General features: G+C 47.5%; 13 protein-coding genes and 1 other annotated feature. Of the genes, 12 read left to right on the top strand and 1 reads right to left on the bottom strand.

The window, feature by feature from the left end:
* Window positions 1-29 precede the first annotated feature (29 nt).
* The 9 genes from MHI12_RS20900 to MHI12_RS20860 all read left to right on the top strand — a co-directional run bounded on the left by MHI12_RS20900 (window position 30) and on the right by MHI12_RS20860 (window position 9203).
* The gene (locus MHI12_RS20900; RefSeq protein WP_405170208.1) at window positions 30-422 is read left to right on the top strand and encodes a YlmC/YmxH family sporulation protein; all 393 of its coding nucleotides are present in this window, start codon (window positions 30-32) and stop codon (window positions 420-422) included.
* Window positions 423-473: 51 nt separating this feature from the next.
* On the top strand, window positions 474-1373 hold the full coding sequence (gene pgeF, locus MHI12_RS20895; RefSeq protein WP_405170207.1) for a peptidoglycan editing factor PgeF: 900 nt from the start codon (window positions 474-476) through the stop codon (window positions 1371-1373).
* Between the two features lie 6 nt (window positions 1374-1379).
* Entirely contained in the window at window positions 1380-2081 is a 702-nt protein-coding gene (locus tag MHI12_RS20890) for a YggS family pyridoxal phosphate-dependent enzyme (RefSeq protein WP_341008189.1), read from the top strand.
* A complete protein-coding gene (locus MHI12_RS20885) occupies window positions 2072-2539 on the top strand; it encodes a cell division protein SepF (protein ID WP_036614853.1) in 468 nt (155 codons plus the stop codon). Before MHI12_RS20890 ends, MHI12_RS20885 begins: the two co-directional genes overlap by 10 nt.
* A 7-nt stretch (window positions 2540-2546) precedes the next feature.
* A complete protein-coding gene (locus tag MHI12_RS20880; RefSeq protein ID WP_036674839.1) occupies window positions 2547-2816 on the top strand; it encodes a YggT family protein in 270 nt (89 codons plus the stop codon).
* Between the two features lie 199 nt (window positions 2817-3015).
* The gene (locus MHI12_RS20875; protein WP_405170206.1) at window positions 3016-3798 is read left to right on the top strand and encodes an RNA-binding protein; all 783 of its coding nucleotides are present in this window, start codon (window positions 3016-3018) and stop codon (window positions 3796-3798) included.
* A gap of 240 nt (window positions 3799-4038) precedes the next feature.
* Window positions 4039-4548: a DivIVA domain-containing protein gene (locus MHI12_RS20870; RefSeq protein ID WP_017687316.1), complete on the top strand. Its 510-nt coding sequence runs from the start codon at window positions 4039-4041 to the stop codon at window positions 4546-4548.
* Window positions 4549-4605: 57 nt separating this feature from the next.
* Window positions 4606-4898 (top strand) — a binding site (T-box leader).
* A 681-nt stretch (window positions 4899-5579) separates the two neighbouring features.
* A complete protein-coding gene (gene ileS / locus MHI12_RS20865) occupies window positions 5580-8678 on the top strand; it encodes an isoleucine--tRNA ligase (RefSeq protein ID WP_405170205.1) in 3099 nt (1032 codons plus the stop codon).
* 165 nt (window positions 8679-8843) lie between these two features.
* Window positions 8844-9203 carry a DUF5665 domain-containing protein gene (locus MHI12_RS20860; RefSeq protein ID WP_405170204.1) on the top strand — a complete coding sequence of 120 codons (360 nt, stop codon included), beginning with the start codon at window positions 8844-8846 and terminating at the stop codon, window positions 9201-9203.
* Window positions 9204-9241: 38 nt separating this feature from the next.
* Here MHI12_RS20860 and MHI12_RS20855 read toward each other — a convergent pair whose 3' ends face one another.
* The gene (locus MHI12_RS20855) at window positions 9242-9979 is read right to left on the bottom strand and encodes a TraR/DksA C4-type zinc finger protein (RefSeq protein ID WP_405170203.1); all 738 of its coding nucleotides are present in this window, start codon (window positions 9977-9979) and stop codon (window positions 9242-9244) included.
* A gap of 221 nt (window positions 9980-10200) precedes the next feature.
* On the opposite strand from MHI12_RS20855, the gene lspA reads away from it, so the two are divergent.
* From lspA to MHI12_RS20840, 3 genes are all read left to right on the top strand, one after another.
* Window positions 10201-10695 carry a signal peptidase II gene (gene lspA / locus MHI12_RS20850; RefSeq protein WP_091028497.1) on the top strand — a complete coding sequence of 165 codons (495 nt, stop codon included), beginning with the start codon at window positions 10201-10203 and terminating at the stop codon, window positions 10693-10695.
* Window positions 10688-11650: an RluA family pseudouridine synthase gene (locus MHI12_RS20845; protein ID WP_405170202.1), complete on the top strand. Its 963-nt coding sequence runs from the start codon at window positions 10688-10690 to the stop codon at window positions 11648-11650. Before lspA ends, MHI12_RS20845 begins: the two co-directional genes overlap by 8 nt.
* A gap of 110 nt (window positions 11651-11760) precedes the next feature.
* Window positions 11761-13014 (top strand): LL-diaminopimelate aminotransferase, encoded by a 1254-nt coding sequence (locus MHI12_RS20840; RefSeq protein ID WP_036674844.1) that lies wholly within the window; start codon window positions 11761-11763, stop codon window positions 13012-13014.
* Window positions 13015-13163: the final 149 nt, after the last annotated feature.

Raw genomic sequence — 13163 nt, 5'->3', positions numbered from 1 at the left:
AGAAGAGGAATAACAGGGGGCGGGAATGAATGAAAGTAAATACGAGCGAAGTAGCGGCACGAGGCATGAAAATCTCGGACTTTCAGACAAAGGATGTCATTAACATTACGGATGGTAAACGCCTCGGTCAGATCAGTGATTTGGAGCTGGATCTGAAGCAGGGACGAATTGAAGCGATTGTTGTGCCAGGGTACAGCCGTTTTATGGGTCTTTTTGGAGGGGGAACGGATCTGGTAATTCCCTGGAGAAACATTGTGAAGATTGGTTCAGATGTGATACTGGTGAAGAGTGATGAGGTGAAGGAAAATACGTATGACGAGCGTGATCGCGAAGCGCGCCTGTATGATGAACAGCAGCATAACCGCACAGAGCGAGTGGAACGCATTGAACGGTCGGAACGTAATCAGCGTCGAACGATATAAATGAGACAGAATGTGGCTCATTTGGTACACTGGAAGTGGTGAGGTGAGATAATGGAACCCTTTGTATTGGATAAAGAATTACTTGAACGGACAAAGAACCCAAATTCAGATTTCGGTCCTGATCCGTTATTATTATATGTTGAGCCCTGGACACAGCAATTTGAACAGCTGTCAGTCGGGTTTACGACGAGACATGGTGGAGTTGGAAAAGTTCCGTATGCCACGCTCAATTGTGCTTATCATGTGGGGGATGACCCTGAAGTTGTACTTAACAACCGCAGGCTTGTAACCGAGAAGCTTGGCTTTGCAGCAGAAGCATGGACCTGTGGAGAGCAGGTGCATGGCAAACATGTGGCTGTAATAACCGCTGAAGATCGGAGCAGAGGATTACTTGATCGTCAATCTGCGTTGCAGGATACGGATGGATTGGTCACGAATGTGCCTGGTGTGTTGCTGACTTCTTTCTATGCCGACTGTGTTCCGCTTTATTTCTATGACCCTGTGCAGCAGGCGGTAGGTCTTGCTCATGCCGGCTGGAAAGGTACAGTCGCGGGTATCGCTGTATCCATGGTGGAGACGATGGAAAGGGAGTATGGCAGCCGTAGGCAGGACATTCGATCTGCAATCGGTCCGTCGATTGGGGATTGCTGTTATGAAGTGGATGAGGCGGTCATGCAGCATGTACGGGTTTGGTTTGATGATTCCCCGGTTAATGATAAATACAAGGATTCTGCTTCTAAACAAGCATATCGAGCCGTGAATAACGGTAAAACGATGTTAAACTTGAAAGAATGTAATCGACACATTATGATGAAAGCAGGAATAATGCCGGATCATATCGAATGTACAACATGGTGTACAAGTTGTCATCCCGAACTATTTTTCTCCTATCGGAAGGAAAATGGTGTTACAGGACGGATGGCGAGCTGGATTGGGCTGGAAGAGAGGTGACCCTCTGTGTCATTGGAGGAGCGTATTCAACAGGTAAATCAGAAGATCGAGGACGCATGTCGGCGCAGTAACCGTCATCGTGATGATGTGAATGTGATTGCGGTCACGAAATATGTCTCACTTGAAACAACGGGATCGGTGCTGGATCATGGTCTTGAGCATATTGGAGAAAACCGGTGGCAGGATGCACAGGCCAAATGGGAAGCTTTTGGTCAGCAGGGTGCCTGGCATTTTATCGGTCATTTGCAGACAAACAAGGTGAAAGACGTGATTGGCAAGTTTCGTTACATACATTCACTGGATCGTTTGTCATTGGCGAAGGAGTTGGATAAAAAAGCAGCTTCACTTGGCATTCAAGTGGAAACGTTTTTGCAGGTGAATATTTCGGGTGAAGAGAGCAAGTATGGCTTACAGCCTGAACAGGCAAGTTCTTTTTTGCGTGATATTCGTTCGTTCAACAATCTCAAGGTCGTTGGCCTAATGACTATGGCACCTCATGAGGAAGATCCGGAGCTGACGCGTCCCGTATTTCGTGGATTGCGTGAGCTGAGAGATCAATTGAATGGACAAGCCCTTACAGCAGAGCCATTGACTGAGCTGTCGATGGGGATGTCCAATGATTTTGAAGTGGCCATTGAAGAAGGTGCAACCTGGGTACGGCTAGGATCGATTCTCGTAGGAAAAGAGGAGGGTTCACGATGGGCGTAATGAATAAATTTATGAATTTCCTCGGACTTCAGGAAGAGGAAGAGATTGTGGAACGTGAACGAATGGCTGCGCAGGAGGAAAATGAGGCTGAACATCAGGAAGCTGAAACCTCCAGTCTCGATAAACGTAGAAACCAAAGGGGGAATAATGTGGTGAGCATTCATTCCCAGAAAAATGTTAAAGTTGTCCTGTATGAACCGCGTTCTTATGACGAGGCTCAGGAAATTGCCGACCATCTGCGTTCGCATCGTACCGTTGTGGTGAACTTGCAACGAATTCGCCAGGACCAAGCGTTGCGCGTTATTGATTTTCTGAGTGGCACGGTATATGCATTGGGTGGCGGTATTTCCAAAATCGGCGGAAACATTTTTCTCTGTACGCCAGATACGGTTGAAATTCAGGGCTCAATTACGGAAATACTGGCTGACAGCGAGCAAGATTATAACAGAATGAGGTGAGCCACTTTTGTATCAGATTGAAAGCGTGTTGTACACGTTATACCAGATTTACTTTTACATGGTCATTGTCTACATATTGATGTCTTGGCTTCCCAATGCGCGGGAAAGCTTCATCGGTGAATGGCTGGGCAAATTAGTGGAACCATATCTAAGACCGTTTCGCCGATTTATACCGCCTTTGTTCGGTGTGCTGGATATTTCCCCGATTGTGGCGCTGATTGTTCTGCAACTTGCGCTTAATGGGCTGATCTCCATACTCCGGTATTTTGCATATTAGAGGTTGTTCAAAAAGTCCGCTTTTGATTACGAAGGATGCCTAGTGGCATCGTCAGCATCGAATATGGAATTCAGCCGAAATGTCCGTTGCTCACGTAGTTTTTTCTACGCTCCGCTACTCCATTTCTAGCTTTATCCCATCTTCTCCGTACTGAAAACCGGTCTTTTTGAACACGGACTATTAGGGTAGGGTGACATAGATGAGCGGTGAAATTTACGAACATTTTAGCCATGATGAGCGGGATTTTGTAGATAAGGCTTCGGATTGGGTTGAGCGGGCAGGTAAGTATCATGACATGAAGCTAACTGACTTCCTTGATCCAAGACAGGTTTTTATCTTACAGACTCTTGCCAATCGCCGTAACGACGTTCAGATTCGTCTGGATGGTGGTTACGAGGCTGCTGAACGCAAGCGTGCGCTGGTTGCACCTGATTATATGTATCTGGATGATGAGGATATGGGAATGCAGGTGCTCAGTATTACGTCTGATGATCAGAAAATCTCGGAGCTGGAGCATGGGGACTATATGGGTTCCCTGCTCGGGCTTGGGATGAAACGTGGAAAGATCGGAGATATCCAAGTGCTGGAGGACGGTTGCCATACAGTGGTGGCGGCGGAAACCGGCGCTTTTTTATCGCTTCAACTGAATCAGGTGCATCGGTTACATGTGTTCACAGAGTTACTTCCTTTGGATCAGATGCGATGGTCAGAGAGCAAACTGGAGACGAAGGACATTACGGTTGCTTCTCTTCGTTTGGATGGAATCTGCGCAGATGTGTATCGGCTTAGTCGCAGTAAAGTGCTGGTGCCGATCAAAGCTGGTCGCTGCCGTGTGAACTGGAAAGTTGAGGAAGATCCCTCCAAATCGCTAAAAGCGGGTGATGTCGTATCCATTCAGGGATTTGGCCGTTTCAAGGTTATGGAACAGGATGGAATGACTAAAAAAGGGCGCTGCCGAGTGAAAATCGGCAAATTTGCCTGAGTCTGTTGCAGGAAAATCCGCTTTCTTGTCGAAATGTTTATCATAAAGGTGTAGAAAAAACGCGGTGTATCCGATATACATTAAGTCAAAGCTTTACATGAACGTTGGAGGATGCAATTCTGATCCTGCATTCCGTATACGTTGCCAAGGTTAGGCATCAACGATACGGCCCCTTGGGTGGTACCCATATGCTGCAAACCTTCTCTGGACGGGAAGGAACTTTAACAGGAGGTGGACAGCATGCCATTAACGCCGCTGGACATACACAACAAGGAATTTTCCCGACGTTTGCGCGGGTATGACGAGGATGAAGTCAATGAATTCCTGGATCAAGTCATCAAAGATTACGAAGGCGTCATTCGCGAGAACAAAGAGCTGAGCAATCAGTTGCTGTCCGTTCAGGAGAAACTGGATCATTTTTCTACAATTGAAGAGACGCTTAGCAAAACGATCATCATTGCGCAGGAAGCTGCTGATGATGTGAAGGGTAATGCGAAGAAAGAAGCGCAGTTGATCGTGAAGGAAGCAGAGAAAAATGCAGACCGGATCGTGAACGAATCGTTGGGCAAATCTCGCAAAATTGCTTTGGAAGTGGAAGAACTGAAAAAGCAGGCCTCGATTTATCGTGCCCGTTTCCGCACGCTTGTTGAAGCGCAGCTTGAACTGTTGACTCAGGATGGTTGGGAAGTGCTGGAGAGCCGGGAGCAGGAAGTGCGTGACCGTGAGCGGGAGATGAAAGAAATTTATTAGTCTGTCGCCTGGTTGACTTTTGTCTGCAAAGAGGCTATAACTATATTCATAATGAATAGTGATTCCATGACGGGTTCAGTACGTTATGATCTCATCCCTCAGAGAGTTGGTGGTTGGTGCAAACCAATGGATGAGTTATAGCCGAATATCTCCCCGGAGAAGTGACGCTGAAGCGGTGATCTTGATTGCCGTGTGTAAGCCGAACCGTAAGCCGTACGTTATAACGGCACCCTGCGGTAGTATAGCGGGGCATAAGCGCTGTTGATGACAGAGCATACCCAGGCTTGCCTGGATGTGGTTTGTGATGAACAGAATTAGGGTGGTAACGCGAGTATAGCCTCGTCCCTTTCCAGGGACGGGGCTTTTTTGTGTCCAAAAAAGGCGAACGTTCATGAGGCCCGAAGGGACCTCAAGGAGAGAGCCACCCGCCGGGGAAGCGAAGCACCCGGCACACGGGTTCGCTAAGGCGAACGTCCATGAGGCCCGCAGGGACCTCAGGGAGAGAGCCACCCGCCGGGAAAGCGAAGCGCCCGGCACCGGGTTTCGCCAAGGCGAACGTCCCTGAGGTCCGCAGGGACCTCAGGGAGAGAGCCAACCGCCGGGAGAGCGGAGCACCCGGCACACGGGTTTCGCCAAGGCGAACGTCCATGAGGCCCGAAGGGACCTCAAGGAGAGAGCCACCCGCCGGGAAAGCGAAGCACCCGGCAATCAGGGTTCGCTAAGGCGAACGTGCATGAGGCCCGCAGGGACCTCAGGGAGAGAGCCACCTGCCGGGGGAGCGAAGCGCCCGGCAACACCCGCCTCGCGGTAAGGCCATGCGGCGTTCACGCAGGGAACAGCCGCAGAATGGCCGCCACTACGCACATAAACCCTTGCCCATAAGCGCCACTGTTCCACCAACGACAACCCATCCCGGGTGTCCAGAGGGCGGAGCGCCTATGGGGTCCCCCTTGGCAAGGGGGATTTAGGGGGATTGAAACGCTTTTTGTGGACGGTCCACAATCCAACCAAAGAAAGGGAAGATAATCATCATGCAACGAGTTGACGTCAAAGAGAAGGCACGCGCCAGAGAATTGCGCGTGTTAGATAAATGGAAAACGGAGAATACATTCAAAAGATCCATCGAAAACCGGGAGGGCAAGCCAAACTTCGTATTTTATGAAGGGCCGCCTACAGCAAACGGTAAACCGCATATCGGTCACGTGCTGGGACGGGTAATCAAGGATTTTGTTGGACGGTATAACACGATGAAGGGCTACCGTGTCGTTCGTAAAGCAGGTTGGGATACACATGGTCTGCCTGTAGAACTGGGTGTACAGAAGAAGCTTGGCATCTCCCACAAGTGGGAAATCGAAGATTACGGCGTGGAGAAATTCATTAACGAATGTAAAGCGAGCGTATTCGAGTACGAGCAACAATGGCGTGATTTGACAGAAGGCATCGGATATTGGACGGATATGAATAACCCGTATATCACCCTTGATAACAACTACATCGAGAGTGTATGGAACATCCTGGCGACGATCCATGAGAAAGGCCTGTTGTATCGTGGTCACCGTGTGAGTCCGTATTGCCCATCTTGCCAGACAACACTGAGTTCCCATGAAGTTGCACAAGGGTACAAAGACGTCAAAGACCTGAGTGCTACAGCGAAATTCAAACTGAATGACAGCGGAGAATTTGTACTGGCTTGGACGACAACACCTTGGACACTGCCTTCACACGTTGCACTTGCCGTTAATCCGGATATGGACTACTCCCGTGTTCGTCAAGGTGATGAAGTGTACATCATGGCAACCAATCTGGTTGAAAAAGTGATGAAAGATACCAAGGGTGAGTATGAAATCATCGGTGCACTGAAAGGTGCTGACCTGGTTGGCAAAACGTACGATCCTCCGTTCAACTACGTACAGGCTGAGAAGGCCAACATCATTCTGGGTGCAGGCTTTGTAACGGATGCAAGTGGTACGGGTATCGTACACATGGCTCCTGCCCATGGTGAAGATGACTACCGTGTATGCCGTGAGAATGGAATCAGCTTTGTGAACATGGTGGACCTGGAAGGTAAATTTGTCGCTGAGGTTACTGACTTTGCCGGACGTTTCGTGAAGGATTGTGATATTGATATCGTTCGATATCTGTCTGAAAATGGACGTTTGTTCAGCAAAGAAAAATATGAGCACAGCTATCCATTCTGCTGGCGTTGTGATACACCGCTTTTGTACTATGCAATGGACAGTTGGTTTATCCAAACAACAGCCATCAAGGACCAATTGATTGCCAACAACAGTGAAGTGGATTGGTACCCGGGTCACATTCGAGAAGGTCGCTTCGGGAAATTCCTCGAGGATCTGGTGGATTGGAACATCAGCCGTGATCGTTATTGGGGAACTCCGCTGAACATCTGGGTGTGCGAGGAGACCGGTGAACAATTTGCTCCACACAGCATTGCAGAACTGCGTGCCCGTGCGGTAGGTGATGTGCCTGAGAATCTTGAATTGCATAAACCATATGTGGATGACGTTAAAGTCATGAGCTCTTGCGGCAAATATGAGATGAAACGTACACCGGAAGTGATCGATGTCTGGTTCGACAGCGGCTCCATGCCGTTTGCCCAACAGCATTATCCATTTGAAAATAAAGAAGTATTCGAACAGCAGTATCCTGCTGATATGATCTGTGAGGGGATTGACCAGACACGTGGCTGGTTCTACAGCTTGCTTGCGGTTTCTACCCTTTTGACAGGCAAAGCGCCTTACAAAGCGGTTATGGCTACAGGACACGTTCTCGATGAGAACGGACAGAAGATGTCCAAATCCAAAGGTAACGTTATCGATCCTTGGGAAGTCATTGAAGAATACGGTACAGATGCATTCCGCTGGGCTTTGTTGTCTGACAGTGCACCGTGGAACAGCAAACGTTTCTCCAAAGGTATCGTAGGCGAAGCAAAATCCAAAATGGTGGATACGCTGGTCAACACCCATGCATTCCTGACACTTTACGCTACCATTGATGGATTTGATCCACAGGAGCACCCGTTCCAACTGTCCGCACACAAGCTGGATCGCTGGATTCTGTCGAGACTGAACAGCCTGATCCTGGTTGTAGAAAAAGCGTTGCTGGTTAACGACTATCTGAACTCTTCCAAAGCGATTGAAGCATTTGTTGATGAGTTGAGTAACTGGTACATCCGTCGTTCCCGTGACCGTTTCTGGGGAAGTGGCCTGACAGACGATAAATTGGACGCTTACCGTACATTGACTGAAGTACTGGTGACTACTGCGAAGTTGGTTGCTCCGTTCACACCGATGCTGGCAGAAGACATCTATCTGAACCTTGCAATAGGTGAGAGTGTGCACATGGAAGACTATCCGGTAGCCAATGAAGCGCTGATTGATGCAGGACTGGAACAGGATATGGAGACGGCTCGCCGCGTGGTTGAACTTGCCCGTAACGTTCGTAACGAAACAGGCATCAAGACACGTCAGCCGCTGTCCGAATTGATCGTTTCTTTGGATAAAGGGTTTGACCTGGCAAGTTATGAAGATATCATCAAGGAAGAGATCAATGTAAAAGGAATCCGTACGGAGCATAATGATGCGGAATTCGTTGACTTTACATTGAAGCTGAACCTGAAAGTTGCAGGTAAGAAATACGGTAAAAACGTAGGATTCCTGCAAAACTTCTTCAAGGGAATGTCGGCCGATGAGACACGTAAAGTGGTTTCGGAGGGTGTGCTGAACATCGTTTCACCGGAAGGCGAAGAGCTGCAAGTGACGAGCGAAGAATTATTGGTTGATAAACAGGCCAAATCAGGCTTTGCTTCTGCATCAGGTTACGGTCTGACGGTTGCGCTCAATACCGAAATCACGCCAGCATTGGAACAGGAAGGCTGGGTCCGTGAAGTGGTTCGTGCTGTGCAGGATACCCGGAAACGACTGGACTTGCCGATTGAGAAAAGAGTCCGTTTGACGCTGGATGTGGATGCATCCCTTCAGGAAGCTATTCAGGCGTTTGATGATGTGTTGCGTGAAAATGTTCTCGTAACCGAAGTGACATTTGGCTCGAATGAGTCCATGGAACGCGTTGAAGCCGGAGGCAAATCGATCGGTATTTACATCGAAGCGTAATTCGGAGCATGTCCCATTCAATTAGGACAGAATATAGAGTATAAACCAACGAGCCGCAGAGGCAGGGACATATTCCCTGTATCTGGGCTCGTTTGTTTTTTAGGCAATAAGGCAATGATTCTATAGTGCAGTCAATCTATATTAATCAAAGGAACTGACCAAAACATGAGCGAACATGACAAGCAAACCGCATCCACTTCACAACAATCAACATCAGATGATCTGAATTCGCATGACAAAATTGAAGAGTTACATACCCTGACGAACCGTCTGGCGAATGAACTGGAACGTTCACGAATAGCGCAATACACAGAATTGCTGAACAGACCATGGAAATTGATCGGACTTAACCTGTTGTCTGGAGCCGCACGAGGTGTGGGGATTGCGATTGGGTTTACCTTTTTCGCAGCAACGATCATTTATGTTTTGCAGCTACTTGGGGCGCTCAATCTTCCCATTGTTGGAGATTACATCGCTGATATTGTGCGCATTGTCCAGCGTCAGCTTGATATGAACACTTACTAAGCGATTAGCGATTTAAAGCAAATGATATTAAAATGCAATTAATACGTGTCATCCGTCTCCATATCCGGTTCTAACAGACCATCGCCTTCACGGTTCTCCAGGTACTGGCGATATTGCCGATTGCGCACGATGGAGACGTCATGACCATAGATGTCCGTGGCAACAAAGCTTTCGTACGCTTCAACGCAGCCTTCCACTTCATCGGTGGCTTCAATCGCCATAACATCATAGCTGTCGATATCGCGTCCTTCAGCCATGGCTGGTGAGTTCGATGTGCCCCAGCTTTCAACAATCTGCCAGGTGTCTTCACCATCGAAGCCATTTTGGTCATCCCGTTCATCCAGACTCGTTCGGCCAAATGCCGGGGCAAGGAATTCTTCCTCTACAGGGCGGTTTTCGGAGACAACGGTTTCCGGTTGATGTTTTTTGCAGTATTTGGTGTAGGGAACAGCTTCCATGCGTTCATAAGGGATGGGCTGCTGGCAGACCGCGCATGTACCGTAATGTCCTTCTTCGAAGGCGTGGAGTGCAGAATCGATACGTTCCAATTGGAATTCATCATGTTCCAGCAGGGAAATATCTTTCTCACGTTCATACACCTCCGTAGCTATGTCGCCAGGATGGTTATCAATTGGTGATAATTCACCTGTCTGTAGTTTAAGGGAGTCTCCAAGGCCATAATGCTCGTTTTCCGAAAGTCTATGTTCAATATCACGCTTATCGGACATGAGTTGGGAACGTAAAAATTGCAGTTGTTCGTTAGTAAAATGTGACATGATTTTCCCCTTTCTGCTTTCATGCTGGAATCCGGATTTTGACTCTATTGTAGGATGTGCCATTAAGGGCAAGATTACAGAAGGGAAATGTTATCGTTTTTGCCATAAGGATTGCGATGTAGCGCGTCGTGGACGATTTCCAAACAGCTGTGCTACAATAAACAAGTCTGGCGTAAGCCTGGTATCGTTTGGAAAAGACAAGAACGGAGTGACAAACAAACGTGGTGTATTATATCCTCGCTTTTATCGTATTTTTATTGGATCAGGGAACCAAGTATCTGATTGCAACCCGGATGGAACTCAGAGAAGAAATTCCGGTCATCGGCAATTTCTTTGTCATCACATCACATCGTAACTCAGGAGCAGCTTTTGGCATTCTGCAAGACCAGCGTTGGTTCTTTATCGTGGTTACGTTGATTGTGGTCGTTGCCTTGATTTGGTATTTGCAAAAGGTAAAAGATACCCCGCACAAATTGCTGCCTGTGGCGCTTAGTTTGGTGCTTGGTGGAGCAATTGGCAACTTCCTTGATCGGGCATTGACCGGAGAAGTTGTAGATTTTGTACAACTTAATTTTGGAAGTTATACGTTTCCCATTTTTAACATCGCCGATTCGGCAATCTGCATCGGTGTAGCGTTAATCATTGTGGAGACGTTGCTTGAAGGACGGCGCGAAAAAGCAGCCGCGAAGATTGAAGGGAATGAACATCATGAGTAATCCGAATAAGGAACAGATTAACGACGAAGAACTAATGAATGGCAATGAACGTATGGAATGGACCGTTGCCGCTGAACATAAAAAAGAACGAATTGACAAATATATTACGGAAGCCGTGGATAACGTATCTCGCTCCCAAGTTCAGTTGTGGATCGGAGACGGAATGGTTACGGTAAATGGTGCTGTAGTCAAAGCCAATGCCAAGTTATCCGAAGGGGATCTGGTTGAGTTACAGATTCCAGAACCAGCTGCTGTAGAGATCATTGCCGAAGATATTCCACTGGAAGTGGTATATGAAGACAGCGACCTGATCGTGATCAATAAACAGCGTGGTCTTGTAGTGCATCCTGCACCAGGACATACGTCTGGCACACTCGTCAATGCACTCATGTACCACTGCAAAGACCTTTCGGGTATCAATGGAGAATTGCGCCCAGGTATTGTGCATCGCATCGATAAGGATACATCAGGCTTGATCATGGCTGCCAAGAACGATCGTGCGCATGCATCACTGGCTGCTCAGTTGAAAGACCATACGGTTAACAGACGTTATATCGCGCTTGTTCATGGTCATCTTAATCATGATCAAGGGACCGTTGATGCACCGATTGGACGAGATACCAATGACCGCAAAATGTATACGGTCACAGAACGTAACAGTAAACATGCCGTTACGCATTTTACCGTTACAGAGCGGATTAATGATTACACCTTGCTGGAATTGAAACTGGAGACTGGACGTACTCACCAGATTCGGGTTCACATGAAATTTATTGGTCACCCGCTTGTAGGAGATCCTACTTATGGACGGAATAAAGGCATCAAAATGCAAGGACAGGCTCTTCATGCGGCCATTCTTGGATTTGTGCATCCAACAACGGGAGAATACCTTGAATTTTCAGCTCCGATTCCGCAAGATATGGAAGACGTGCTTGCCTCGCTACGCAGTCGTTAACAGCTCCAAGAAAGTACAAATGTTCGGATACTTTGTCCATGGCTTTGATCACGCAAATGCTTCATATTAAAGTGTAGAAATTTGCGTCAAATGAGGAGATGAACAACGTTATGAGTATCGATAAATACCAAGAAACTTACATTCAGACTAATTTTGCCGACCGTATCGGTGGCTCCAACTATGGTAAAGACACGAACATTTATAAATTCGAGAAAATCAAACGTGCCAAAGCTTCGGCCAAAAAAGATTTTCCCGATGTGGAACTGATTGACCTTGGTGTAGGTGAACCTGACGAAATGGCTGATGCAGGCATTGTAGCTGCACTTGCAGAAGAAGCTTCCAGACCTGAGAACCGTGGTTATGCCGACAATGGTATTCCTGAATTCAAAGCTGCTGCTGCTTCCTACCTGAAAAACGTATTCAACGTAGAAGGTATCGATGCAGATACTGAGATCGTGCACTCCATTGGTTCCAAACCGGCTTTGGCGATGATGCCTTCATGCTTCATCAATCCGGGTGATGTGACGATCATGACCGTTCCAGGTTACCCGGTTATGGGTACACATACGAAGTATCTGGGTGGAGAAGTGTTCAACATCCAATTGACGAAAGAGAACAACTTCCTGCCCGATCTGACGGCTATCCCGGAAGACATCGCAAAACGTGCGAAGTTGCTCTACCTGAACTATCCGAACAACCCAACAGGCGCAAGCGCGACGGTGGAGTTCTTCACTGAAGTCGTTGAATGGGCTAAGAAATACAATGTTGTGGTTGTACATGATGCTCCATATGCAGCATTGACGTATGATGGCAAAAAACCGTTCAGCTTCCTGTCGGTACCTGGAGCGAAGGATGTCGGCGTAGAGCTGCACTCTCTGTCCAAGTCCTACAACATGACAGGTTGGAGAATCGGATTTGTAGCGGGTAACCCGCTTGTAGTCAAAGCATTCAGTGACGTGAAGGACAACAATGACTCCGGTCAGTTCATCGCGATTCAAAAGGCTGCTGCTTATGGATTGAATCACCCTGAAATTACGGAAAAAATTGCAGAGAAATATTCTCGCCGTCACGACATGCTCGTTGCCGCATTAAACGAACTGGGCTTCCAGGCTGAAAAACCTAAAGGTTCATTCTTCCTGTATGTAGAAGCACCAAAAGGTGTGGTTGGCGGACGTCGCTTCGAATCCGGCGAAGATTTCTCCCAATTCCTGATCCGTGAGAAACTGATCTCATCCGTACCTTGGGATGATGCCGGTAACTTTGTTCGTTTCTCCGTAACCTTTGAAGCGAAGGGTGAAGAGGAAGAGAAACGTGTTATTGCTGAGATCAAACGTCGTCTGAGCGACGTACAATTTGAATTTTAATCGCATCACCCAATAGTTAAATCATGTACTAACGAAGAGACCGGAAACGGTCTCTTTTTTTATGCCCATATTAGATTTTTTTCATTTACTCCCTTTACAAAATTATACAAGCAACATATGATTAGATCTTTACGTTATTTCTTATATAC

It is taken from the genome of Paenibacillus sp. FSL H8-0280, assembly GCF_045040665.1.
Lineage (GTDB): Bacteria > Bacillota > Bacilli > Paenibacillales > Paenibacillaceae > Paenibacillus > Paenibacillus xylanexedens_A.
This window is presented reverse-complemented; position numbering and strand designations above follow the sequence as displayed.